Annotated in this window: 17 protein-coding genes and 1 pseudogene; 5 read left to right on the top strand and 13 right to left on the bottom strand. The window is 62.7% G+C overall.

Annotated features, from left to right (window positions below):
- Nucleotides 1–24: 24 nt before the first annotated feature.
- The 5 genes and pseudogenes from ACZ9EJ_RS20875 to ACZ9EJ_RS20855 all read left to right on the top strand — a co-directional run bounded on the left by ACZ9EJ_RS20875 (nt 25) and on the right by ACZ9EJ_RS20855 (nt 9,167).
- The gene (locus tag ACZ9EJ_RS20875; RefSeq protein ID WP_441932017.1) at nt 25–1,950 is read left to right on the top strand and encodes an autotransporter assembly complex protein TamA; all 1,926 of its coding nucleotides are present in this window, start codon (nt 25–27) and stop codon (nt 1,948–1,950) included.
- A gap of 27 nt (nt 1,951–1,977) precedes the next feature.
- On the top strand, nt 1,978–6,477 hold the full coding sequence (locus ACZ9EJ_RS20870; RefSeq protein ID WP_046640104.1) for a translocation/assembly module TamB domain-containing protein: 4,500 nt from the start codon (nt 1,978–1,980) through the stop codon (nt 6,475–6,477).
- Nucleotides 6,478–6,509: 32 nt separating this feature from the next.
- Nucleotides 6,510–6,605: pseudogene (locus ACZ9EJ_RS20865) on the top strand (arginase); the annotation flags it as partial.
- A gap of 295 nt (nt 6,606–6,900) precedes the next feature.
- A complete protein-coding gene (locus tag ACZ9EJ_RS20860; protein WP_046640105.1) occupies nt 6,901–8,688 on the top strand; it encodes a methyl-accepting chemotaxis protein in 1,788 nt (595 codons plus the stop codon).
- A complete protein-coding gene (locus ACZ9EJ_RS20855) occupies nt 8,688–9,167 on the top strand; it encodes a chemotaxis protein CheW (protein WP_038546443.1) in 480 nt (159 codons plus the stop codon). Before ACZ9EJ_RS20860 ends, ACZ9EJ_RS20855 begins: the two co-directional genes overlap by 1 nt.
- A 134-nt stretch (nt 9,168–9,301) precedes the next feature.
- Here ACZ9EJ_RS20855 and ACZ9EJ_RS20850 read toward each other — a convergent pair whose 3' ends face one another.
- From ACZ9EJ_RS20850 to ACZ9EJ_RS20790, 13 genes are all read right to left on the bottom strand, one after another.
- Nucleotides 9,302–10,351, bottom strand: coding sequence for an aldo/keto reductase (locus tag ACZ9EJ_RS20850; protein ID WP_046640106.1), 1,050 nt, complete (start codon nt 10,349–10,351; stop codon nt 9,302–9,304).
- 229 nt (nt 10,352–10,580) lie between these two features.
- Nucleotides 10,581–10,940, bottom strand: coding sequence for a formate dehydrogenase subunit delta (locus tag ACZ9EJ_RS20845; RefSeq protein ID WP_251089908.1), 360 nt, complete (start codon nt 10,938–10,940; stop codon nt 10,581–10,583).
- Nucleotides 10,930–11,757, bottom strand: a complete 828-nt coding sequence (gene fdhD, locus ACZ9EJ_RS20840) for a formate dehydrogenase accessory sulfurtransferase FdhD (protein ID WP_046640107.1) — start codon at nt 11,755–11,757, stop codon at nt 10,930–10,932. The genes ACZ9EJ_RS20845 and fdhD overlap by 11 nt, the downstream gene beginning before the upstream one ends.
- A gap of 273 nt (nt 11,758–12,030) precedes the next feature.
- Nucleotides 12,031–14,910, bottom strand: coding sequence for a formate dehydrogenase subunit alpha (gene fdhF / locus ACZ9EJ_RS20835; protein ID WP_046640108.1), 2,880 nt, complete (start codon nt 14,908–14,910; stop codon nt 12,031–12,033).
- 264 nt (nt 14,911–15,174) lie between these two features.
- Nucleotides 15,175–16,731, bottom strand: coding sequence for a formate dehydrogenase beta subunit (locus tag ACZ9EJ_RS20830; RefSeq protein ID WP_046640204.1), 1,557 nt, complete (start codon nt 16,729–16,731; stop codon nt 15,175–15,177).
- Entirely contained in the window at nt 16,728–17,207 is a 480-nt protein-coding gene (locus ACZ9EJ_RS20825) for a formate dehydrogenase subunit gamma (protein ID WP_046640109.1), read from the bottom strand. The genes ACZ9EJ_RS20830 and ACZ9EJ_RS20825 overlap by 4 nt, the downstream gene beginning before the upstream one ends.
- A gap of 182 nt (nt 17,208–17,389) precedes the next feature.
- Entirely contained in the window at nt 17,390–18,283 is an 894-nt protein-coding gene (locus ACZ9EJ_RS20820) for a LysR family transcriptional regulator (protein WP_046640110.1), read from the bottom strand.
- Nucleotides 18,284–18,436: 153 nt separating this feature from the next.
- Nucleotides 18,437–18,844 carry a F0F1 ATP synthase subunit epsilon gene (locus ACZ9EJ_RS20815; RefSeq protein WP_046633730.1) on the bottom strand — a complete coding sequence of 136 codons (408 nt, stop codon included), beginning with the start codon at nt 18,842–18,844 and terminating at the stop codon, nt 18,437–18,439.
- A 75-nt stretch (nt 18,845–18,919) separates the two neighbouring features.
- Nucleotides 18,920–20,350: a F0F1 ATP synthase subunit beta gene (atpD, locus tag ACZ9EJ_RS20810; protein WP_046633728.1), complete on the bottom strand. Its 1,431-nt coding sequence runs from the start codon at nt 20,348–20,350 to the stop codon at nt 18,920–18,922.
- 23 nt (nt 20,351–20,373) lie between these two features.
- Nucleotides 20,374–21,252, bottom strand: coding sequence for a F0F1 ATP synthase subunit gamma (locus ACZ9EJ_RS20805; RefSeq protein ID WP_046640111.1), 879 nt, complete (start codon nt 21,250–21,252; stop codon nt 20,374–20,376).
- Between the two features lie 30 nt (nt 21,253–21,282).
- Complete coding sequence (gene atpA, locus ACZ9EJ_RS20800) at nt 21,283–22,812, bottom strand: F0F1 ATP synthase subunit alpha (RefSeq protein ID WP_046633725.1); 1,530 nt, start codon at nt 22,810–22,812, stop codon at nt 21,283–21,285.
- Nucleotides 22,812–23,378, bottom strand: coding sequence for a F0F1 ATP synthase subunit delta (locus ACZ9EJ_RS20795; RefSeq protein ID WP_080955719.1), 567 nt, complete (start codon nt 23,376–23,378; stop codon nt 22,812–22,814). The genes atpA and ACZ9EJ_RS20795 overlap by 1 nt, the downstream gene beginning before the upstream one ends.
- A gap of 261 nt (nt 23,379–23,639) precedes the next feature.
- Nucleotides 23,640–24,023: an AGROH133_08824 family phage infection protein gene (locus tag ACZ9EJ_RS20790; RefSeq protein ID WP_046640113.1), complete on the bottom strand. Its 384-nt coding sequence runs from the start codon at nt 24,021–24,023 to the stop codon at nt 23,640–23,642.
- Between the last annotated feature and the right edge of the window lie 37 nt (nt 24,024–24,060).

Genomic DNA, 24,060 nt, shown 5'->3' with positions numbered 1-24,060 from the left:
CGGGGGATCCACAGCAGTTTGCGTATGCGGAACGAAAACATTGTGCGGACAGAAAAGCGGAGGTTGAGGGGGTCAGGCACGGCCGCGATGCTCGCCGCTGCACTTCTCGTTTCCCCGCCGCTTTCCGCCAACGCTTACGCTTTCAAACTCTTTGGCATTACGCTGTTCGGCGACGACGAAGACAAGGTCGAAGTCATCGATCCCGTCCGTTATGACGCGACGCTGGAAGCGGGCAATGCGGACAAGGACCTCAAGAAGCGTCTCGAATCCGCCGCCTCCCTGATCACCGACGAGAAGCAGCCGGTCTCAGGTGACCTCGGCGTCATCATCAAGGCGCGCGAAGACCGCGACCGGCTCATCGCCGTGCTCTACGAAGAAGCCCGTTACGGCGGCACCGTGCATATCTCCGTCGCCGGAACCGATATCGACCGCCTGCCGCCCAACCCAACATTCGACCACGCGGCACCCGTGCCGGTCACGGTCCGCATCGATCCCGGCCCGGTTTTCAAACTCGGCTCGGTCCGTTTCGAAGGGGACGCCGTCGGCCGCGATCCGGAAAAATACGATCTCGTTGCCGGCGGCGCGGCGGGTTCGCGGCTGATCCTGAAGGCCAGCCAGCAGCTTCTCGTCGACTTGAAGGACGAGGGCCGCCCGCTCGCAAAGCTGACGGAGCGGCAGGTGACGGCCGATCACCGCACCAACACGATCAACGTGGTGCTCGGGGCGGTCGGCGGGCCTGTTGCCCCGTTCGGAGCCGTCGCCGTGAAAGGATCGCGCACTGTCGATGCCGCCTTCATCAGCCGCTATTCGCGGCTCGACAAACACGGACAGTATTCGCCGGGACAGGTGAAGAAGGCGAACGACCGCCTGCGCGAGCTCGGCGTCTTCTCGAGCGTGACGATCCACGAGGCGGACAAGCTGGCGCCGGACGGTTCGTTGCCGCTGACGATCGAGGTTTCGGAAGGCAAGCATCGCTATTTCGGCGTGGGCGCCGAATATTCCTCGATCGACGGAGCCGGCCTCGAAGGCTACTGGGGCCACCGCAACCTCTTCGGGGAAGCCGAATCCCTACGAATCGAAGGCAAGGTTTCCGGCATCGGCGCCACCACCGACGTCACCACCTTCGATTATTCCGCGGGCATCATCTTCACCAAGCCGGGCGCTTTCGTGCCCGAAGCGACCTTCGAATCCCGCCTGGAAGCCAAAAGCGAGACGCCCGACGTCTACGAGGCGCAGACCATCATCTATTCGGCCGGCATCACCTACGAGCTGAACGAGACCGACAAGCTCAAGGGCGGCGGCGAGATTGCCTATATCGACGCCGACGATGCGTTCGGCAACAACCAGTACCTCACGCTCAGCCTGCCGGTCAGCTTCGAGCGCGACGCGCGGGACAACAAGCTCGACCCGACCAAGGGATATTACGCGACCCTCTCCGCCAAGCCGAGCTACGAGCTGATGGATGGCACGATCTTCTCGTCCTTCGAGGGCTCGATCTCGGGCTATCTCGGCCTTGGGCAGGAGGACAAGGTCGTGCTGGCGGCCCGTCTTGCGGCCGGAACGCTGATCGGCGGAAGCGATCTTGAAAGAATTCCCGCGACACGCAGATTCTTCGCCGGCGGCGGCGGATCGGTGCGCGGTTATGCCTATCGGGAAATTTCGCCCTATAACAGCGCCGATGACGCCACCGGCGGGCGGTCCTATACGCTAGGATCTTTCGAGGTGAGGGTAAAAGTGTCAGAAAACATAGGCATTGTACCTTTTGTCGACGTTGGTACGGTATCGACCGGAATCGTGCCCGATTTTTCTGATATACGTGCTGGCGCGGGGATCGGCGTACGATATGCCACGCCTTTTGGACCGCTGAGACTGGACGTTGCAATTCCCTTGCAGCGCTATGACGGCGGTAGCCAGTACGGTATCTATGCGGGCATAGGACAGGCATTCTGAAAGGCAGTGAAGGGTAGCGTTTAAAGCATGATGCTGATGGTACGCCTGTTGAAATGGGTCTTGAAGGCTGCGCTTGGCGTGGTCGCGATCCTGTTCGTCATGGCCTTGGGCGTCGTCCTTTTTGTCGCCCTCACCCCGGTCGGCGGACGCGTCGCCGCGGACCGCATTTCCGCAATCGTCTCCACGCCTGATCGCAGCATCTCCTTCACGCGCCCGGAAGGCCTTCTGACCGGCGACCTGCGTATCGATGCCCTTACGCTTTCCGACGACGCAGGCCCCTATGCCCAGATCGGCGGAATCAAGATCGACTGGTCGCCGACATCCCTGGTGACCGGGGTGTTCCGCGCCGAGCACATTTCGGCCGACACCGTCAACTTCATCCGTGCGCCGCGGCCGCCGAAAGCGTCCGCCGCGACACAAGCGACATCGTCGGGCTCTTCCGGATCGCCCTTGCCGGTCGGCATCCGCGTTGCCCAGATCGACCTGCCGGATATCAATCTCTCCCAGGCGTTTTCGGGACGGGACTTCTCTCTCTCGGTGAAGGGATCGATCGACGCGACCGGGCCTGATATTGCGCTCGACCTGCAGGCGACCCGCAAGGACGAGCCGAATGCCAGGGCATCCGCCGACGTGGTTTATGCGCCGTCCGAAAATCGCCTGACACTCAAGGCGGCCGTCTCCGAGCCGCAGGGCGGCCTGCTCGCCCGCCTTCTGCGTCTGCCCGGCACCCCGGCAGTCGAGCTGGCGCTCGATGGCGAAGGCCCCCTTTCCGACTGGGCCGGCAAGTTGCAGGGCAGCGTCGGCGGCACTCCCGTCATCGCGGTCGACGGCAAGCATGTTCTGGTCGAAAACGGCAGGCACAGGGTGGAGGTGACCGGCGGCGGCCAGCTGTCGACGCTTCTTCCGCCCGCCTTCCGCCCGCTGTTCGGCGGTACGACGGATATCAACATCGCCGCGATCTACGCGCCCTCCGGCCGGGTGGATATCGAACGCGGCGAGCTCACCTCCGGCGCCGTGAAGATCGCCGCCAAGGGGGCATGGGACCAGACGGGCGACAACAGCCTCACGGCGAGCCTCAACGGCGTGAAGGGCCCGGTCGACTTCGTCTGGCCGATCAGCGGCCAGGAGAGCCGCTTCTCCTTCGAGAGCATCAATTTCACGCTGACGGGCGCGGCCACCTCCGCCCGCTTCAACGCCACCGCAGCCTTGAGCGCCGCCGAACTGCCGCAGGGGCGCTTCGGCCAGATCCGCCTGCAGGCGGAAAGCGAAGACCTCAACCTGATCAGCCGTTCGGGCAGCATCCGCAGCCGCTTCACCGTCGCCCGCACGGATTTCACCAATGACGACCTCGACCGGGTGATCCGCGGGCCGGTGACATTGGATGCGCCGCTCAGGCTCGCACCACCGGCGATCGGCCTGGATGCGGCGACCTTCGACAGCGGCAACGTGAACGGCACGCTTTCCGGGGCCTATGACATGTCGAAACAGGCGGTCACGGGCAATTTCCGGGTTTTCGCCAATCCTGCCGTCCTGCCGCCGGGGCTGGTCTCGAAATTCGAGGGCAAGCTTTCTGCCGAAGGCTACGTCAACATTGTGAACGGCGGTCGCGTCAGCCTCGAGAACTTCGTGATGCGCTCGAACGCCATCGAAGCGCACGGCAACATGCTGCTCGACAATCGGACTGTCACCGGGCGCCTCGCCGGCCGCGTGCCGGATCTGAAGCGTTGGCTGCCGGAGGCCGAGGGGGCTGCCGGTTTCGACATCTCCGCCAAGGGGCCGTTGACTGCAATGGGCGTCAGGGCCGTGGTCAATTCCGCCGACGCTCGGCTGGTCGGCCGCAAGCTCCAGGACATGAGCTTCATCCTGGAAGGCACCGCCGATCCGAACGCACCCAAGGGCAAGCTGACCGGTACGGGTTCGCTCGACGGCCAGCCGATCCGCGTCAATGCCGACGTCGCCTCCATCCAGGGCCGTACCACCGCGCCGGCGATCACTGCCGAGATCGGTCCGAACAAGCTGACCGGTGCCCTGAACTTCTCTCCCGCCTTCCTGCCGGAAGGCCAGCTCACGTTCGACTTCCCGGATGTCTCCCTGCTTGCGGCTCTTGCAGCCCAGCAGGCTCAGGGCGATCTGAAGGGAACGGTGATGTTCAGCAATACCGGCGGCAAGGCCGGCGCGGTGATCCGGGCTTCCGGCAAGGCGCTTCGCCGCGGCACGATCGAGATCGCCCAGCCGAATATCGACCTCGCCATCCCCGACATCAAGGCGATCGCAGCCCAGGGCACGGTTCGTGCCGCTCGCATCGGCGCGGGTTCGGTCGGCGTCAGCGACGTCAACCTCGGCGTCACCCAGGGCGGCAACCGGACCAACTTCAATCTCGCCGCGCAGTATGACAACGCGCCGCTCACGGCGGTCGGCGATATCCAGACCGGCGCCGATATCTCGGTCGGCATCGAGAGCTTCGCTGCGGCGCCACGCAACATCCCGGTCCGGCTTGCCGCGCCAACCCGCGTCGCGGTCGCCAATGGCGGTGCACGTCTTGCCGACCTTACCATCGCAACCGGAACCGGCAGTGTCACCGTCAACGGCACGGCCGGCTCGGCGCTCGATCTCACCGCCAATATCAAGGCGCTGCCCGCCAATCTCATCAACGCGTTCGTCCCCGCGATCAACGCTGCCGGCACGATTACCGGCACGATCAACGCCACCGGCGCCGCGTCTGCCCCAGCCATACGCTATGACCTAGAATGGAGTGATGCACAGCTTCGCCAGTCGCGCGATGCTGGCATCAGTCCGTTTCGAGTCCAGGCAAGCGGCAGCTTCGCCAACGGAACAGTCACGTTAGACAAGACCCGCCTGACGGGCTCCGGCGGTCTCGATCTCTCGGCTGCCGGCAAGGTCATTCTGAAGGACGGCATCCCCGCCCTCGACATCAACGCCCGCGCCAACGCCGTGCCCGCCAGCCTGGTCAACGCGTTTGCGCCGAGCCTCGGCGCCCGCGGCACGATCTCCGGCACGGTTACCGCGACGGGTACGCCGCAAGCCCCCGCTGTCCGTTATGATCTCCGCTGGGCCGATGCCGGCGTTGCGCAGACCGCGTCCGCCGGGGTCGCGGCCTTCAACATCACCGCCGGCGGCACGTTTCAGAACGGCACCGTCACCGTCGATACTCGCCTTTCGGGTGGCGGCGGCGTCTCCTTGTCGGGTGGCGGCTCCATCTCGCTCGCAGGCGAAAAGCCGCTCAATCTGAAATTCAGCGGGAAACTGCCCTTCTCGATCCTCGCCGGGCAGATGGCCGCGCAAGGGTTCGTTCTGGAAGGCACCGGCAATGTCGATCTTGCGGTCAGTGGCACGGCGGCGGCGCCGGCGATCACCGGCACCGCATCCTCGTCCGGCGCAAGGCTGGTGGATGTCCGGCGCAATCTCGCCCTGACGGATCTTGCCGCCAATGTCGCCTTCGATGGCAAAAGCGCCAATATCTCCAGCCTCACGGGCAAGCTCTCGGGTGGCGGCACGGTTTCGGTCCAGGGCTCGGTCGGCATCACGCCGGGCTCCGGCTTCCCGGCCGACCTCAGGATCACTCTGGCTAAGGCATCCTACGCCGATGGCGCGCTTTTCGCCGCTACCGCCGACGGCGCCCTGACCATCACCGGCCCTCTGACCTCGGGCCCCGTCCTCGGCGGCCGCGTGACACTGACCAAGGCGGCGATCACCGTGCCCGCCCGCCTGCCGACCTCGCTATCCGCCATCGATATCCGCCATCGCAACGCGCCGCCCGACGTGCTGCGGCAGATGGAGAAGCTGCGGCCGAAGGGCGCCAGTGGCAGTTCGAACCCGATCGCGCTCAATCTTCAGATCAGCGCACCGAATGGCATCTTCGTTCGTGGACGCGGAATCGACGCCGAACTCGGCGGCGAGCTGACCGTGACGGGCACGGCCATCGCGCCGGTCGTTGCCGGCGGTTTCCAGATGCGCCGCGGCCGTATCGTCATCCTCGCCAAGCGAATGGATTTCACCGATGGCGACATCACCTTCGGCGGCGGCCTGATCCCCGTTCTCAACATGGAGGCGAACACGACCTCCGCCTCGACGACGATCACGGTGAAAGTCACCGGCGTCGCCAACGATCCGACGATCGCCTTCTCCTCCTCGCCCTCCCTGCCCCAGGACGAGGTTCTGGCCCGACTGATCTTCGGCCAGTCGATGTCGCGGCTGTCGCCGCTGCAGATCGCCCAGCTGGCCGATGCCGTCACCCAGCTGGCCGGCGGTGGCTCCACATCGCTGCTCGAAACATTGCGCAGCAATCTCGGTGTCGACGACCTCGACATCAACACCGATGCGACCGGTCAGACCACCGTGTCGGTCGGCCGCTACATCAACAACCGCACCTATATCCAGGTCGAACAGGGCGGCGAGAGCGGCGCGGAAGCGACGATCAACCTTGATGTCGGCCGCGGTGTGAAGCTCAAGGCCGGCGCCGGCACCGAAGGTGGCAAGGCCGGCATCTTTTATGAGCGCGAATACTGATCTCGCATGTTTCGTTTCATTCCTGCTTGCTCCTGGATCCGTTCCTCGACGAGCGCCCGGATCATGGTCGGTTGACGGCAAGTCTTTTCGGTCGGCGCCTTCTTGATCGTCCAACCCGCTCGGCATAACCAGAGGCGCAAGTCCAGATCTGAAATACAGATTTCGGTTACTTGCGAGGTATTTCAATATAGAATTTATATCTAATGACTAAAATATGGGCCTACTTCCCATCCGGAAATTTGACGATAAACAAGTGCATACGTAATTTCCACAATTCGTCAGAACGGAACTTTTGACCTTCCGTTAATTCCTGAATGCTATTTTTGGCGACACTCAGTGTCTTGGCGGCGAGATGGTTATCTCATTGGGCTGCTGGCAAATTGAGCCAGTTCGGGAACCTACAGACGGGGGCAGGCAAGCCAGATGTCCATACTTTCACTTCCAGGCGCTGACGCGAAAGCAGTACTTGCTGCGCTCAACAAGTCTCAGGCCATTATCGAGTTTGATTTATCCGGAAAGGTTCTCACGGCCAATGAGAACTTCTGCAAGACGCTTGGCTACACACTGACTGAAATCGTCGGCAAGCATCACAGCATGTTTTGCGACCCGGATTACGTGAAGTCGCAGGCCTACAAGGACTTCTGGGCAAACCTCGGCAATGGCAAGTATGATGCAGCCGCCTACAAGCGCATCGGCAAGGGTGGCCGCGAGATCTGGATCCAGGCCTCTTACAATCCGGTGACGTCCGGCGGCAAGCCTTACAAGGTGGTCAAGTTCGCAACCGACATCACTGCCGCCAGGCTTAAATCCGCCGAGGACGAAGGCAAGATCAACGCCATCTCGCGCACCCAGGCCATTATCGAGTTCACGCCCGGCGGCGACATCCTGACCGCCAACGAAAATTTCCTCGCCTGTCTCGGCTATCAGCTTTCGGACATCGTCGGCAAACATCACAGCATGTTCTGCGAGGCATCCTTCCGCAACAGTGCCGAATATCCTGAATTCTGGAAGAAGCTCGCCAGCGGTGAAGCGATTGCCGCCGAGTTCAAGCGCATCGGCAAGGGCGGCAAGGCGGTCTGGATCCAGGCATCCTACAACCCGATCTTCGACGCCGACGGCCGGGTCTTCAAGGTGGTCAAGTTTGCGACCGACATCACCGAACGCGTCCGCGCCGTCGATGACATCGCCGAGGGCCTGACGTCTCTTTCAAACGGCGACCTGACGTTCCGGATCGAAAAGCCCTTCATTTCGACGCTCGAACAGATCCGGGTCGATTTCAACGAAGCCATCGGGAAACTGGCCGAGGCCATGCGCACCGTCGGCGAGAATGCCGAGGGGATCGCAGGAGGCTCCAGCGAAATCCGCCAGGCTTCCGACAGCCTTGCCAAACGCACCGAACAGCAGGCTGCGGCAGTCGAGGAGACCGCTGCGGCGCTTGAAGAAATCAGCCGCACCGTCACCGATAGCGCCAAACGCGCGGAAGAAGCAGGGACCCTCGTCTCGCATGCCAAGAAAAGCGCCGAGCATTCCGGCGCCGTGGTCCGCAACGCCGTAAACGCGATGGGCCAGATCGAGACGTCGTCGCGGGAAATCTCCAATATCATCGGCGTGATCGACGAGATCGCCTTCCAGACAAACCTTCTGGCACTCAATGCGGGTGTCGAGGCGGCCCGCGCCGGCGAAGCAGGCAAGGGTTTTGCCGTCGTCGCCCAGGAAGTCCGCGAACTAGCTCAGCGTTCCGCCAGTGCGGCCAAGGAGATCAAGACGCTGATCTCGACCTCTTCCGAACAGGTCAAGCGTGGCGTCGCGCTCGTCGGTGAAACCGGCAAGGCGCTCGACGAGATCATGTCTCAGGTGGACGAGATCAACGGCAATGTCACAGCGATCGTCGAGGCAGCCCGAGAACAGTCGACGGGCATCAAGGAGATCAGCAAGGCCGTCAACTCGATGGACCAGAACACGCAGCAGAATGCTGCCATGGTCGAGGAAACGACCGCTGCCAGCCACAGCCTGGCACGCGAAGCCGAAACCCTGCGCGATCTCCTGTCACGATTTAGATTTGCGCAACATTCTTCGCATAAGATTGCAATAGCGCGACCTGATGCACGACCCGTTGCATCGCCGGCACGCAAACTCATGGCAACGGTCGCGCGGACCACAACGGGTGCCGCCGCTGCCGCTCAGGCAACGGATAGTTGGGAAGAATTCTGATGGCTACGACGATCAACTCCACAAGCTACAGCGGCGAAACGCTGGAAATCATCGCCTTCCGTCTCCATGACCAGGAATTCTGCGTCAAGACGACGACGATCCGCGAAATCCGGGGATGGGCGCCTTCGACGCCGATCCCGCACGCCCCGGCCGATGTCATCGGCGTCATGAACCTTCGTGGTTCCGTGATCCCGATCATCGACCTTGCCTACAAGCTCGGCATGAAGAGCACGGTTGCCAACGAGCGCAGCGCGATCGTGGTCGCCGAAGTCCACAACATGGTCATCGGCATGCTCGTCGACCGCGTCTCGGACATCCTGACGATCCCTTCGAGCCAGGTTCAGCCTGTTCCGGAAATCTCCGCCTCCTTCGACAAGTCCTTCTCCGAAGGCATCATCGCCAACGAGAACGGCATGATCTGCTTCCTGAACCTCGCCAAGATGTTCAAGGGCACCGAAGCCGACGACCTGGCTGCCTGATTTGCGATAGCGGGGCCTATGGAAGGGCCCCGCGCATTCGACCTCAAGGCCAAGGCGGTTGGCTGGAAAGACCCCTAAGCCGCTATTCGATTATGGAGCCCGCAGCGTTGAACCGCCGCGGGCTTTTTTCACGACTATTCCTTCGGCTCGAACGGAGCCGGGCGGCGTCCGGCACCCTGGCGGGCCAGCATCCAGCCCGGATATTCCGGAGCAAGCGCGCTGACCTCGTCGAGCTTTGTCATGTCCTCCGTGTCGAGCTTCAGCTTAACAGCCTTCAGATTCTCCTCAAGCTGTTCCAGCCGCTTGGCGCCGATGATGACGCTCGTGACGAACGGTTTGGCCAGGATATAAGCCAGCGCCACTTCCGCGACGCTCGCGCCGTGCCTGGCGGCGACCTCACGCATGGCCGCGACGCAGGCCCAGGCGCGATCCTTGTCGATCGGCGGGAAATCGAAATTGGCACGGCGGCCTTCGCCGTTGCCCGGCGCACCCGGGCCGTATTTGCCGGATAGCAACCCGCCGGCAAGCGGCGACCAGACCATCAGGCCGAGCTTTTCCTCCTGCATCAGCGGCACGATATCGCGCTCGAGGTCGCGGCCGGCGATCGAATAATAGGCCTGCACCGTCTCGAAACGGGCATAACCCTTGCGCTCGGAAATGCCGAGCGCCTTCGCCATCCGCCAGGCAGCCCAGTTGGAAAGGCCGATGTAACGGACGAGACCGCGCGACACGAGATCGTCGAGCGCCCGTAGCGTCTCGTCGATCGGCGTCACCGTATCTGTGCCGTGGATCTGGTAGAGGTCGATATGGTCCATCTGCAGTCGTTCAAGGCTCTGCTCGACCGAATCCATGATGTGTCCGCGAGAGGCGCCGCGGTCGTTCGGCTTGTCGCCCATCTGTCCATAGAATTTTGTGGCGATGACCACATCCTTGCGCGGCACGCCGAGGTTCTTGATCGCCTGGCCGAGGATGATCTCCGACCGGCCCTCGGAATAGACATTCGCCGTGTCGATGAAGTTGACGCCGGCAGCGAGCGACCCTTCGACGATCTTGTCGGCGGCGTCCTGGTCGAGACCGGCTACGGCACTCCAGACGGCGCCCGTCTGGTTCTCGCCGAAGGTCATCGTGCCGAGGCAGAGTTCGGAGACGAAAAGACCGGTATTGCCCAATTGATTGTAGCGCATGGAAAGCTCCCGTGTGCACTGAAGATATGAAGAGATAAAAACAGTCGTTCGGAGCCGGACCTGACACGCGGGCGCGTGCGTCCCGTACGAGAAAACGGCTTCGGGCTCCGGAACGCAATCTAGTCCGGAATCCGCCGCCGTCAATCGGAGCCGCCTCCGTTTTTATCCTCACATTTCCGTGCGGAGCATTCTATCCCCCTCCGGCCCCTGACCTGCCGGATGGACGAATTCAGGCGGCGCTCTCCGGAATGCTTGGTTCGGACAGCGATTCTCCTTCGGCAGGCCCCTTGCCGCCCGGCGCACCTTGCGCCGCATCCTGGCCGACGCCGACGCCCGTTCCGACCTTGGCCTCCGGCCGGCGGATCAGCGCCGAAGCCTCGACGACGAGCGGCAGCAGCCCCGCCCCGCCCCTGTCGAGATGCTCGAAAAGGTGCCGGCGCATGCGCGGCTCCCAGAACTTGTTGATATGCGTCGCGACGCCTTCGGCGCGCACCTTTTCCGGCTGCGACAGGAAGAAGGTGGCGATCTGGTTGGCCATCCGGACCAGTTTGTCGAGCACCAGTTGCTCGGGGCTTTGGTCATGCGACATCGGCGACAACTCCAGTGGTTATGCGATCGGTACGCGTAAAAATCTCGAAATCCTCGCCGCGCGTCAGCGCGATCAGCGTCATGCCCGCCTCTTGCGCGGTGCGGATGGCAAGCGCCGTCGGCGCGGATATCGCGATCAGCACCGGGCTTCCAAGGATCGCCGTCTTCTGCACCATCTCGACCGAGATGCGGCTGGTGACGACCACGACGCCATCCGAACCCTTGATGCCCTCGCGGATGACCGCTCCGGCAAGCTTGTCGAGCGCATTGTGCCGCCCGACATCCTCGCGCACTGCAGCCAACCCCTTGCCCGGCCGGTAGAAACCGGCGCCATGAACCGCATGGGTTTCCCGATGCAGCGGTTGCGCGCTGTTGAGTGCGGCGACCGCCTCGCTCACCTCTTTCGGGCTCAAGGCCATCGCCACCGCGGAAACATCCGGCACCGGGCGCATGGCCTGCTCGATCGACTCGATGCCGCAGAGCCCGCAACCGACCGGCCCCGCCATATGCCGCCGGCGGGCGCGCAGCGCATCTTCCTTGTCTTCGAGAAGCGTCACCTGGACGTCGAGACCGGCACCTTCCTCGACAACGGAAATGCTCTCGATCTCCGCCATCGACGTTATGATGCCTTCCGTGAGGCTGAAGCCAACCGCGAAATCCTCAAGATCAGCCGGAGAGCCCATCATCACGGCATGGGTCGATCCACCATAGGAAAAGGCGATCGGCACCTCCTCCGGCACCACTCGCGAGCCGGCGCGGGTCACGCCGTTACGGCGCGCGATCTCGGGGGCTATGGCGGTGGTGGGGAATTCAGCCATTGGACGTTGGAGCAAGGATACCCCCCTCTGCCCTGCCGGGCATCTCCCCCTCAAGGGGGGAGATTGGCAAGAAGCACCGTCTTCGCCCAATTCTCTGCACTCGTCGAAGGCGAGGCGTTGCCGCGAGTCGATCTCCCCCCTTGAGGGGGAGATGCCCGGCAGGGCAGAGGGGGGTATGGCGCGCGCCGACAGCCTGCCCTTCGCTATGGCTCCGGGCGTTCGTCGATCGAAAAGCCAAATCGTTGGCTTTTCGTCTGCTTTGCAGAACGCTCCTCACTCAGCCGCCTCCAGCTTCCCCGCAATCCGCCGGGACCGCCGCGACAGTTCGTCGTAGTCGCTCTGCCACTCGGTCGGGCCGTTGGAGGGAGACACCTGCACCGCCGTCACCTTGTATTCCGGGCAATTGGTCGCCCAGTCGGAGAAGTCGGTGGTGATGACGTTCGCCTGCGTGTTCGGATGGTGGAAGGTCGTGTAGACCACGCCCGGCGCGACGCGATCGGTGATCAGGGCGCGCAGCGTCGTATCGCCCGAACGGCTGGCGAGCTTGATCCAGTCGCCTTCCTTGATGCCGCGCTGTTCGGCATCGTGCGGATGGATTTCCAGCCGGTCTTCCGCATGCCAGGTAACGTTCTCGGTGCGCCGCGTCTGGGCGCCGACATTGTATTGGGAGAGGATGCGGCCGGTGGTCAGCAGCAGCGGGAAGCGGGGACCGGTGCGTTCGTCGGTCGCCACATATTCGGTGCGGATGAACTTACCCTTGCCGCGCACGAAACCATCGACATGCATGATCGGCGAACCGACCGGATGCGCCTCGTTGCATGGCCACTGAACTGAGCCCAGCGTGTCGAGATAGTCGTAGGAAACCAGCGCGAAGCTCGGCGTTGACGCGGCGATCTCGTCCATGATCTCAGACGGATGCGCATAATTCCAGTTCAATCCCATCGACTGCGCCAGCTTCTGGGTGACTTCCCAGTCACCATAACCGTTCTTCGGGCTCATCACCTTGCGCACGCGGTTGATGCGGCGTTCCGCATTGGTGAACGTGCCGTCCTTTTCGAGGAAGGTCGAACCCGGCAGGAAGACATGCGCGTAATTGGCGGTCTCGTTGAGGAAGAGATCGTGGACCACGACGCATTCCATCGCAGCAAGGCCGGCCGAGACATGCTTGGTGTCCGGGTCGGACTGGAGTATGTCCTCGCCCTGGATGTAGATGCCCTTGAACGTGCCTTCGACGGCCGCATCCAGCATGTTCGGGATGCGCAGGCCCGGCTCGTTGTTGAGCGTCACGCCCCACAGCTTTTCGAAAATGTCGCGGGTGGCATCGTCCGAGATATGGCGATAGCCCGGCAGTTCGTGCGGGAACGAACCCATGTCGCAGGCGCCCTGGACATTGTTCTGGCCGCGCAGCGGATTGACGCCCACACCCGGGCGACCGAGATTGCCGGTCACCATGGCAAGGTTGGCGATCGCCATGACGGTGGTCGAACCCTGGCTGTGCTCGGTGACGCCGAGGCCGTAATAGATCGCGCCATTGCCGCCCTTGGCGTAAAGCCGGGCCGCGCCGCGAACGAGATCCGCCGGCACGCCGGTATATGTCTCGGTCGCCTCCGGGCTGTGTGCGTCTTCCGAAACGAAACCTGCCCAGTCCTCGAATTCGGACCAGTCGCAGCGTTCGCGGATGAACTTTTCGTCGAACAGGCCTTCGGTGACGATGACATGGGCGAGCGCCGTCAGCACGGCCACGTTGGTGCCCGGCTGCAGGGGCAGGTGATAATCGGCCTCCACATGCGGCGTGCGCACGAGATCGATGCGGCGCGGATCGATGACGATCAGTTTTGCGCCCTGACGGAGCCGCTTCTTGAGCCGCGAGCCGAACACCGGATGGCCATCGGTCGGGTTGGCGCCGATGACGATGACGACGTCGGTATGCTCGACCGAGTCGAAATTCTGCGTACCGGCAGACGTGCCGAACGCCTGGCCGAGACCGTAACCGGTCGGCGAGTGGCAGACGCGGGCGCAGGTATCGACATTGTTGTTGCCGAAGCCGGCGCGGATCAGCTTCTGGACGAGGAAGGTCTCCTCGTTTGTGCAGCGCGACGAGGTAATGCCACCGATCGATTCCCGGCCGTATTGATACTGGATGCGTCGAAACTCGGAAGCCACGTGCGAAAAGGCCTCGTCCCAGGTCACTTCCCGCCACGGATCGGAAATCTTCTCGCGGATCATCGGGTTGAGGATGCGATCCTTGTGGGTCGCATAACCGTAAGCGAAGCGGCCCTTGACGCAGGAATGGCCGCGGTTCGCCTGGCCATCCTTCCACGGCACCATGCGCACGAGCTCTTCGCCGCGCATTTCCGCCTTGAACGAACAGCCGACGCCGCAATAGGCGCAGGTGGTGACTTCCGAATGTTCCGGCTGGCCGATCGCGATGACCGACTTTTCGGTGAGCGTCGCCGTCGGGCAGGCCTGCACGCAGGCGCCGCAGGAAACGCATTCGGAATCGAGGAAAAGTTCGTGGGCGCCGGGCGAAACGCGGCTGCCGAAGCCGCGGCCCTCGATCGTCAGCGCGAACGTGCCCTGCACTTCCTCGCAGGCACGCACGCAGCGGGAGCAGACGATGCATTTCGACGGGTCGTAGGTAAAATAAGGGTTCGACTCGTCCTTCGGCATCCACTTGGCGTTGATTGCGCCGTCGTTGCGGGCTCTGACGTGGTTGTCACCTTCATAGCCGTAACGCACGTCGCGAAGGCCCACGGCACCCGCCATGTCCTGCAATTCGCAGTCCCCATTGGCGGCACAGGTGAGACAGTCGAGCGGGTGGTCGGAGATATAGAGCTCCATGACCCCCTTGCGGATGTCCTTCAGCCGCCCGGTCTGGGTATGCACGACCATGCCCGGCATGACCGGCGTGGTGCAGGATGCGGGCGTTCCGTTGCGGCCCTCGATCTCGACGAGACAGAGGCGGCAGGACCCGAAGGCGTCGACCATGTCGGTGGCGCAGAGTTTCGGAACCTTGATGCCGGCTTCCATCGAAGCGCGCATGATCGACGTGCCTTCCGGCACGGTAATGGCGCGGCCGTCGATGGTGAGGGTCACCTGCGCTTCGGAGCGCGAGGCCGGTGTGCCGTAGTCGATTTCATGAACGAGGGACATTGTGTGTCTCCTGTACGAAAATGGAATTGAATCTTTGACCTCGGAGCAAGTCACCCCCCTCTGCCCTGCCGGGCATCTCCCCCTCAGGTGGGGAGATCACAAAAGGCGGAACCGCCGCTTCAACAGAGCCGACACGGAGGATGCGAGGTACAATGGAAAGCGGAGAGCAAGCCTCCAGCCGATCTCCCCCCTTGAGGGGGAGATGCCCGGCAGGGTAGAGGGGGGTGCTCCGGAGTTCAACCGGAACTGACGCGCGCAGGGCCATCATTCAGCCGCCTCCACCACCGGAGCCGGCTCAAAGTCCTCCGGAAAATGGTTCATCGCGCTCATCACCGGATAGGGCGTAAACCCACCGAGCGCACAGAGCGACCCGAACTTCATCGTGTTGCAGAGGTCGGCGAGCAGCGCCTTGTTCTTCTCCGGCTCGATGCCTTGCCTGATCTTGTCAGCCGTTTCCACCCCGCGCGTCGAACCGATGCGGCAGGGCGTGCACTTGCCGCAGCTCTCGATGGCGCAGAATTCCATCGCGAACCGCGCCTGCTTCAGCATGTCGGCCGAATCGTCGAACACGGTGATGCCGGCATGGCCGATCAGACCGTCCCGGGCTGCGAAAGCTTCATAGTCGAACGGGGTATCGAAGAGAGCGCGGGGGAAATAGGCGCCGAGCGGTCCACCCACCTGCACCGCCTTCACCGGACGCCCGGTCGCCGTGCCGCCGCCGATATGGTCGACGATCTCGCCGAGCGACAGGCCGAAGGCCGTCTCGTAGAGACCGCCGTATTTGACATTGCCGGCGATCTGGATCGGGATCGTGCCGCGCGAACGGCCCATGCCGAAATCGCGGTAGAAGGCAGCCCCGCGATCCATGATGACCGGCACGGAAGCGAGCGAGATGACGTTGTTGACCACGGTCGGACGGCCGAGAAAGCCCTGCAGCGCCGGCAGCGGCGGCTTGGCGCGCACGATACCGCGCTTGCCTTCCAGCGAATTCAGCAGCGAGGTCTCCTCGCCGCAGACATAGGCGCCGGCGCCGGAACGGATCTCCATGTCGAAGGCATGTACCGAGCCCATCACCGACGGTCCGAGAATGCCGGCGGCGCGGGCGATCTCAACGGCTTGGCGCATCGTCGCGATCGCATGCGGATATTCCGAGCGGGTATAGACATAACCCTTGGTGGCGCCCGTCGCGATGCCGGCAATGATCATGCCTTCGATCAGCACGAAGGGATCGCCCTCCATGATCATCCGGTCGGCGAACGTGGCACTGTCGCCCTCGTCCGCATTGCAGACGATGTATTTTTGGCTGGCCGCCGCATCCATCACCGTCTTCCATTTGATGCCGGTCGGGAAGCCGGCGCCGCCGCGACCGCGAAGGCCGCTATCGGTCACCTGGGCGACGATCTGCGCCTGCGTCATGGCAATCGCGTTTTCGAGCCCCTTGAGGCCCTGATAGTGGCGATAGTCGTCGAGCGACAGCGGATCGGTGACGCCGCAGCGCGAGAAGGTCAGCCGCGTCTGCTGGCGCAGGAACGGAATGTCGTGGGTCGGCCCGAGATGCAAAGTATGCTGTCCACCTTCCAGGAAACCCGCGTCGAACAGGCCCTTAACGTCGCCGGCCTTGACCGGCCCGTAGGCGATACGCTCATGCTCCGTGCGCACCTCGACCAGCGGCTCCAGCCAGAACATGCCGCGCGAGCCGTTGCGCACGACTTTTGCATCGAGGCCGCGGGCTGCGATCTCCTGGGTAATCGCATTTGCCACCTTTTCGGCTCCGAGCGCGAGCGCTGCGGCATCGCGCGGCACGTAGATCGTCACCGTCATCGACATGCCTCCGCAACGATTTCGGAAAGACAGTGCTCGTCGACGCGGCCGTAGACTTCGTCGTCCAGCATCGCGGCGGGTGCGCAGGCGCAGAGCCCGAGACAGTAGACGGGTTCCAGCGTCACCGCGCCGTCGAGTGTCGTCTGGTGAAAGTCGATGCCGAGAAGCTGCCGGGCGCGATCCGCGATGCGGTCGCTGCCCATCGACTGGCAGGCTTCGGCGCGACAGAGTTTCAGCACATGCCGGCCGGCCGGGTGGTCGCGGAACTCGTGATAGAAGGTGACGACGCCATGCACTTCGGCGCGCGAAAGATTGAGTTCGCTGGCGATGACCGGCTTCACCTCATCCGGCACATAACCGAACTCCGCCTGGATCGCATGCAGGATCGGCAGCATCGGGCCTTCCAGATGCTTCAGGTCCCTGATGATCTGAAGCGACCGCTCGGTGAATTCACCGGCGGAAATTCGCATATTCATAGTCTGTAGCCTCCCGGGCTGATCCGTTTCCGGTTTCGGGCGTCGGCGCCACTACGACCGTATGGGATCAGAAAGCTGGCGAAATTGTCCGACAATCGTACCTCGCCTACTGGGAATGGAATGTCGCAACCGGGGCCTCCACCGTCAATAAAGCAGATCGGTTACACGATAGACAAAAGCTATCAAGCCATGGCAGCGGGAGCGAGGCTGCGAGCCTCGTGAAGCAGGGCCGACACCAGCGGCGTAAACGGCTCGCGGTGTGTCGCAACCAGTCCGACGATATGCGTGGCTTCCGGATCGACGAGCGGGATCGTCCTGATTTCTTTTGTAAACCCGAATGATCGCGCCACGTTGCGTGGCATGATGCTCGCCCAGCGCCCGGTCCCCACATGCGAGAGAAGCACCACCATGGAGTTCGATTCGAGCATCGGCCTCACCGTCACCCCCGCTTCCGCGAGGTGCTGGTTGATGATCCGGCGGTTCTGCATGTCGGGCGTCAATAGACAGAGCCTAAGATCGGCCATCTCCTTCCAGGTCACGCTTTCCCGGTCGGCATAAGGCGCCCCTTCGGCCGTCACCAGATTGTAGCGCTCCGAATAGAGCGGCACGCTCGTCACCCGTCCCAGCGGCTCGTTGTCGAGATAGGTGATGCCCGCGTCGATTTCGAAATTGTCGAGCTGCGAAAGCACCTGCAGGGAATTGCGCGAGACGACGGAAAAGGTAACCTCCGGGTGCTTGGCCTGGAAGGGTTCGGTCAATCTGGGGATCATCGCCAGCGCCGTCGGGATCGACGCCAGCCTGATATGACCGACAAGCCCCTTGCGGGCGGCGCGCATTTCCTCGCGCATGGTGCGCGCATCGCCGACGATGCGTTTTGCCCATTCCAGCACGCGCTGGCCTTCCGGCGTCAGTCCCTGGTAGCGCGAGCCGCGCACCACGAGCTGCACGCCGAGCTGTTCTTCGAGCTGACGGATCGCGGCCGAAAGCGAAGGCTGCGAGATGCCGCATTCCTCTGCCGCCCGGCCGAAATGGCTCTCGCGCGCCAGGGCAATGAAAAATTCCAGCTTGTCGATCATCGCGTTCCTCCGCCGACAAGGGCTAACAAGATGGCGCGGCACATACAAGCCGCATCCGATCCCCCCGACAGCTGCCAAGAGGCGGCGACCACCGCCCAAAGAAAAAGGCGGCCTTTCGGACCGCCTCGATCTTTCGCAGAGAATTTTGAAATATCAGGCCGGATTGACGACGCCGTTGAGGTGGGTCAGTTCCGCCAGAAACTGCTCGAGCTTCGTCTTATGCTCGTCGTTCTGCGCGTGGTTGATTTCGGCCTGCGTCGTCTCGATCCGCTTCTGCAGCGTTGCGTGGGTCAGCTCGCTGACGGGAACAGCAGATTCGGCAAGCAGCGTGCAGCCGGTCGGCAGGATGTCGGCAAAGCCACCGAAAACCACGTATTTGTTGACCTGGCCGGAGGCAAGCTTCACCGAAACCACACCCGGCTTGATGGTCGTCATCGTCGGCGCATGATTGGCAAGCACCGTCATTTCGCCAAGCGTCGCCGGGATCACCACTTCGGTGACCTTTTCCGAGACGAGCAGCCGCTCGGGCGAAACCAGTTCAAAGTTGAAAGCCTCGGCCATGAAGGTCTACTTCCTCAGCGTGTTTTATGCGGGAAAGGCGCGCCGGAGATAGTCCCGCGCGCCATCTCGTTAATATTAAGCGGCTTCAGCCAGCTTCTTGGCCTTTTCCACGGCTTCTTCGATCGAGCCGACCATGTAGAAGGCGGCTTCCGGAAGATGGTCGTAATCGCCGTTGACGAGGCCCTTGAAGCCCTTGATCGTGTCTTCGAGCGCGACGAGCTTGCCCGGCGAACCGGTGAAGACTTCGGCGACGAAGAACGGCTGGGACAGGAAGCGCTCGATCTTGCGGGCGCGCTGGACGGTCATCTTGTCGTCTTCGGACAGTTCGTCCATGCCGAGGATGGCGATGATGTCCTGGAGAGCCTTGTAGCGCTGCAGGGTCGACTGGACCTTACGAGCGATTTCATAGTGCTCTTCGCCGACGACCAGCGGGTCGAGCATGCGCGAGGTGGAGTCGAGCGGATCGACGGCCGGGTAGATGCCCTTTTCGGCGATCGAACGCGACAGAACCGTCGTTGCGTCCAGGTGGGCGAACGAGGTTGCCGGCGCCGGGTCGGTCAAGTCGTCGGCGGGAACGTAGATGGCCTGAACCGAGGTGATCGAGCCCTTGGTCGTGGTGGTGATGCGTTCCTGCATCTGGCCCATGTCGGTGGCGAGCGTCGGCTGATAACCCACGGCCGAAGGAATACGGCCGAGCAGAGCGGACACTTCCGAACCTGCCTGGGTGAAGCGGAAGATGTTGTCGACGAAGAACAGAACGTCCTGGCCCTTGTCGCGGAAGTCTTCAGCGATGGTCAGACCCGTCAGGGCGACGCGAGCGCGGGCGCCCGGCGGTTCGTTCATCTGGCCGTAGACGAGGGCCGCCTTGGAGCCTTCGCCGCCGCCATGCTTGTTGACGCCCGATTCGATCATTTCGTGGTAGAGGTCGTTGCCTTCGCGGGTACGCTCACCGACGCCTGCGAACACGGAGTAACCGCCGTGGGCCTTCGCGACGTTGTTGATGAGTTCCATGATCAGAACCGTCTTGCCAACGCCTGCACCGCCGAAGAGGCCGATCTTGCCGCCCTTTGCGTAAGGCGCGAGAAGGTCGACGACCTTGATGCCGGTAACCAGGATCTGGCCTTCGGTCGACTGCTCGACATAGGAAGGCGCTTCCTGGTGGATGGCGCGCTTGCCGGAGGTGACGAGCGGACCGGCTTCGTCGACCGGTTCGCCGATGACGTTCATGATGCGGCCGAGCGTTTCCGGACCGACCGGAACGGTGATCGGAGCGCCGGTATCCGTGACGTGCTGGCCACGAACCAGACCTTCGGTCGAGTCCATCGCGATCGTGCGGACGGCGCGTTCGCCGAGGTGCTGCGCGACTTCGAGAACGAGGCGGTTGCCGTTGTTGTCGGTTTCAAGCGCGTTCAAAATCGCCGGCAGTTCGCCGTCGAAAGCGACGTCGACGACAGCGCCGATAACCTGGGTCACCTTGCCGAGGGACGTGCCCGTTGCGGTAGCCATGATTCTTACCCTCTTTCTTTACCTCAGAGCGCTTCCGCGCCCGAAATGATTTCGATGAGTTCCTTGGTGATCTGTGCCTGGCGCTGACGGTTGTAGGAGAGCGTCAGCTTGTTGATCATGTCACCGGCATTGCGCGTCGCGTTGTCCATTGCGGACATCTGCGCGCCATAGAAGGAAGCGTTGTTTTCGAGCAGGGCCCGGAAGATCTGGATCGCGACGTTCTTCGGCAGCAGGTCTTCGAGGATTTCCTCCTCGCTCGGCTCGTATTCGTAGAGCGCCGAGGAGGCGGTTGCCGGCTCGGTGGTCTCGAACTTGGCCGGGATGATCTGCGAAGCGGTCGCAACCTGCGAAATCACCGACTGGAAGCGCGCGTAGAACAGCGTCGCGATGTCGAATTCGCCGGCGTTGTAGAGCGCGAGCACCTTGTGGGCCACTTCGTCGGCCTGGGCGAAACCGAGCTGCTTGACTTCGCGGAACGTCACGTAATCGACGATGTTTTCGCGGAACGTGCGGCGCAGGATGTCGTTGCCCTTGCGGCCGACGGTGAGGATCTTCACCGTCTTGCCCTGGGCAAGCAGCTTCAGCGCGTGATCGCGGGCGAGACGGATGATCGAGGAATTGAAGCCCCCGGCCAGACCGCGTTCGCCGGTCGCGACGATCAGGAGATGAACCTGATCCTTGCCCGTGCCCGAAAGCAGGAGCGGCGCTTCGGCGTTCCCGGCATTGGCGGCCGAAAGGCCGGCCAGCACCTTGGTCATACGTTCCGCGTAAGGACGGGCAGCCTCGGCCGCCTCCTGAGCACGGCGCAGCTTCGCCGCGGCGACCATTTTCATCGCCTTGGTGATCTTCTGCGTCGCCTTGACGGAGGCGATCCGGTTTTTCAGATCCTTAAGTGAAGGCATCCGTTATCGGTCCTCGAGATTGATCCGTTCTCAGGCGAAAGACTTGGCGTAGCTGTCGAGAGCGGCCTTGAGCTTCGCGCGGGTGTCGTCGGAAAGCTGCTTCTCGGTACGGATCGTATCGAGGAGAGCTTTGCCTTCGGAGCGGAGGTAGGAGAGGAAGCCCTGCTCGAACTTGCCGACCTGGGCAACCGCGATCTTGTCGAGGTAGCCGTTGACGCCGGCGAAGATCACCGCAACCTGCTCTTCCGTCTTCAGCGGCGAGAACTGCGGCTGCTTCAGGAGTTCGGTCAGGCGTGCACCGCGGTTCAGCAGGCGCTGCGTCGAGGCGTCGAGGTCGGAGCCGAACTGGGCGAAGGCGGCCATTTCGCGATACTGGGCGAGTTCGCCCTTGATCGAGCCGGCAACCTGCTTCATCGCCTTGATCTGCGCGGCCGAGCCGACGCGGGAAACCGACAGACCGACGTTAACGGCCGGACGGATGCCCTGGTAGAACAGGTCGGTTTCAAGGAAGATCTGGCCGTCGGTGATCGAGATCACGTTGGTCGGAATGAAGGCCGAAACGTCGTTACCCTGGGTTTCGATGACCGGCAGAGCCGTCAGCGAACCATTGCCGCGCTCGTCGGAGAGCTTTGCAGCGCGCTCCAGGAGGCGAGAATGCAGGTAGAAGACGTCGCCCGGATAAGCTTCACGGCCCGGCGGGCGGCGCAGCAGCAGCGACATCTGACGATAGGCGACAGCCTGCTTGGAAAGGTCGTCGTAACCGATCAGGGCGTGCTGGCCGTTGTCACGGAAGTATTCGCCCATCGCGCAGCCGGCGAACGGCGCCAGATACTGCATCGGAGCTGGATCGGAAGCGGTCGCAGCAACGATGATCGAGTACTGCAGAGCGCCACGCTCTTCGAGAACCTTCACGAACTGGGCAACCGTCGAGCGCTTCTGGCCGATAGCGACGTAGACGCAGAACAGCTTTTCCGAGTCCGGGCCGTTGTCGTGAATGGCCTTCTGGTTGAGGATCGTGTCGAGAATGATCGCGGTCTTGCCGGTCTGGCGGTCGCCGATGACCAGCTCGCGCTGGCCGCGGCCAACCGGGATGAGGGCGTCGATGGCCTTGAGGCCGGTCGACATCGGCTCATGAACCGATTTGCGCGGGATGATGCCCGGAGCCTTGACGTCGACGCGCGAACGGCGGGTCGCGTTGATCGGGCCCTTGCCGTCGATCGGGTTGCCGAGCGCATCGACGACGCGGCCGAGCAGTTCCGGACCGACCGGAACGTCAACGATGGCGCCGGTCCGCTTGACGGTGTCGCCTTCCTTGATGGCACGGTCGGAACCGAAGATGACGACGCCGACATTGTCGGCTTCGAGGTTCAGCGCCATACCACGGATGCCGCCCGGGAATTCGACCATTTCGCCGGCCTGGACGTTGTCCAGACCGTAGACGCGGGCAATGCCGTCGCCGACGGACAGAACCTGTCCGACTTCGGAAACCTCAGCCTCCTGGCCGAAGTTCTTGATCTGGTCTTTCAGAATTGCGGAAATTTCCGCGGCGCGGATATCCATCAGCCAACCTCTTTCAGTGCAAGCTTAAGGGTGGAAAGTTTGGTGCGAAGGGAAGTGTCGATCTGACGAGAACCGACCTTGACGATCAGGCCGCCGAGGATCGACGGGTCGATGGTCACGGCGATTGTCACGTCCTTGCCGGTTACGCCCTTCAGCGCCGACTTGAGTTCGTTTTCCTGCGCCTGGGAAAGCGCATGCGCCGAGGTGACCTCGGCAGTGATTTCACCGCGATGCTCTGCGGCGATCTGGCGGAAGGCGCGGATCATGCCGGGTATCGCAAAAAGACGACGATTGCCGGCGACAACCTTTAGGAAATTGGCAACGAGACCGGAAATGCCAGCCTTCTCGGCAACGGCGATCACCGCGTTCTGCTGATCTTCGGCGGAAAATACCGGGCTTGCGACCAGGCGTCGCAGGTCTTCACTCTCATCCAGCAGCGCCTGAAAACGATCAAGATCGGCACCGACCTTGTCGATCGAACCAGCCTCGAGGGACAGTTCGAAAAGCGAGGAAGCATAACGCTCCGCTACACCGGAAATAAGCTGGGACGTGTCAGCCACGGGCACAGTTTCCCTGTATTGCCATCCAAGCGCCAGACCCTACGGGAGAGGTGAAGCAAGAGCTTGAAATCGTTTGATTTTTCCTCAGAACCTGCAGAGCTTGCGCCCTACCCTTTCCGACTTTCGCGGTCCGTCTAGCATAGGCTGTAAGGACTCGCAACACGCCTGATAACGGAAAAAGCCGGACACGCAAGGTCTGAGAGTGATTTTATCCCGGAAGCGGAAGGATTTTCGGCAGGCTGCGGCCTGCAATCTCCCGATCAAGCGTCAGATATAGCCGAAGACATAGGCGAGCGGCCCGCCGGCGAGCACAACCTGAAGTAGGGAAAATGCTATATTTCTGGGGGTGAAGCCGCGATCAAGCACGCAGGACATCAACCGTCCGAGAGCGGCAAATCCAAGCGCGATGCCGAGCGTCATATAGATCCAGTCCTGGGCGAGCATGATCGCCGCAAGACCGAAGCCGAGATGATGGGCGCCGGTCGATCGGACGGCCGCATAACCTTCCGGCCGCACCTCGCCGATCTGGAACGCGGTCAGGCGCAGAACGACGGCGGGAAACAGGAAGACGAGAAACCCGAGCGCAGCCGTTGCCGCCGCACAGATGAAAGCCACCTGCTCGCCGAGTTCAGTGGGAAAATAGAGTTCCATGTCGCCTCGCATCGTTCGAATCGCAAGATTCTAACGC

It is taken from the genome of Neorhizobium sp. USDA 3394, assembly GCF_056280385.1.
The sequence above is the reverse complement of the archived record's forward strand: the minus strand, read 5'-3'. Positions and strand labels throughout refer to the sequence as shown.

What these genes read in the sequence shown, in the direction of transcription:
- ACZ9EJ_RS20875 (WP_441932017.1), top strand. Translation starts at nt 25, where the DNA reads ATGCGGAACGAAAACATTGTGCGGACAGAAAAGCGGAGGTTGAGGGGG.
- ACZ9EJ_RS20870 (WP_046640104.1), top strand. Translation starts at nt 1,978, where the DNA reads ATGATGCTGATGGTACGCCTGTTGAAATGGGTCTTGAAGGCTGCGCTT.
- ACZ9EJ_RS20860 (WP_046640105.1), top strand. Translation starts at nt 6,901, where the DNA reads ATGTCCATACTTTCACTTCCAGGCGCTGACGCGAAAGCAGTACTTGCT.
- ACZ9EJ_RS20855 (WP_038546443.1), top strand. Translation starts at nt 8,688, where the DNA reads ATGGCTACGACGATCAACTCCACAAGCTACAGCGGCGAAACGCTGGAA.
- ACZ9EJ_RS20850 (WP_046640106.1), bottom strand. Translation starts at nt 10,351, where the DNA reads ATGCGCTACAATCAATTGGGCAATACCGGTCTTTTCGTCTCCGAACTC.
- ACZ9EJ_RS20845 (WP_251089908.1), bottom strand. Translation starts at nt 10,940, where the DNA reads ATGTCGCATGACCAAAGCCCCGAGCAACTGGTGCTCGACAAACTGGTC.
- fdhD (WP_046640107.1), bottom strand. Translation starts at nt 11,757, where the DNA reads ATGGCTGAATTCCCCACCACCGCCATAGCCCCCGAGATCGCGCGCCGT.
- fdhF (WP_046640108.1), bottom strand. Translation starts at nt 14,910, where the DNA reads ATGTCCCTCGTTCATGAAATCGACTACGGCACACCGGCCTCGCGCTCC.
- ACZ9EJ_RS20830 (WP_046640204.1), bottom strand. Translation starts at nt 16,731, where the DNA reads ATGACGGTGACGATCTACGTGCCGCGCGATGCCGCAGCGCTCGCGCTC.
- ACZ9EJ_RS20825 (WP_046640109.1), bottom strand. Translation starts at nt 17,207, where the DNA reads ATGAATATGCGAATTTCCGCCGGTGAATTCACCGAGCGGTCGCTTCAG.
- ACZ9EJ_RS20820 (WP_046640110.1), bottom strand. Translation starts at nt 18,283, where the DNA reads ATGATCGACAAGCTGGAATTTTTCATTGCCCTGGCGCGCGAGAGCCAT.
- ACZ9EJ_RS20815 (WP_046633730.1), bottom strand. Translation starts at nt 18,844, where the DNA reads ATGGCCGAGGCTTTCAACTTTGAACTGGTTTCGCCCGAGCGGCTGCTC.
- atpD (WP_046633728.1), bottom strand. Translation starts at nt 20,350, where the DNA reads ATGGCTACCGCAACGGGCACGTCCCTCGGCAAGGTGACCCAGGTTATC.
- ACZ9EJ_RS20805 (WP_046640111.1), bottom strand. Translation starts at nt 21,252, where the DNA reads ATGCCTTCACTTAAGGATCTGAAAAACCGGATCGCCTCCGTCAAGGCG.
- atpA (WP_046633725.1), bottom strand. Translation starts at nt 22,812, where the DNA reads ATGGATATCCGCGCCGCGGAAATTTCCGCAATTCTGAAAGACCAGATC.
- ACZ9EJ_RS20790 (WP_046640113.1), bottom strand. Translation starts at nt 24,023, where the DNA reads ATGGAACTCTATTTTCCCACTGAACTCGGCGAGCAGGTGGCTTTCATC.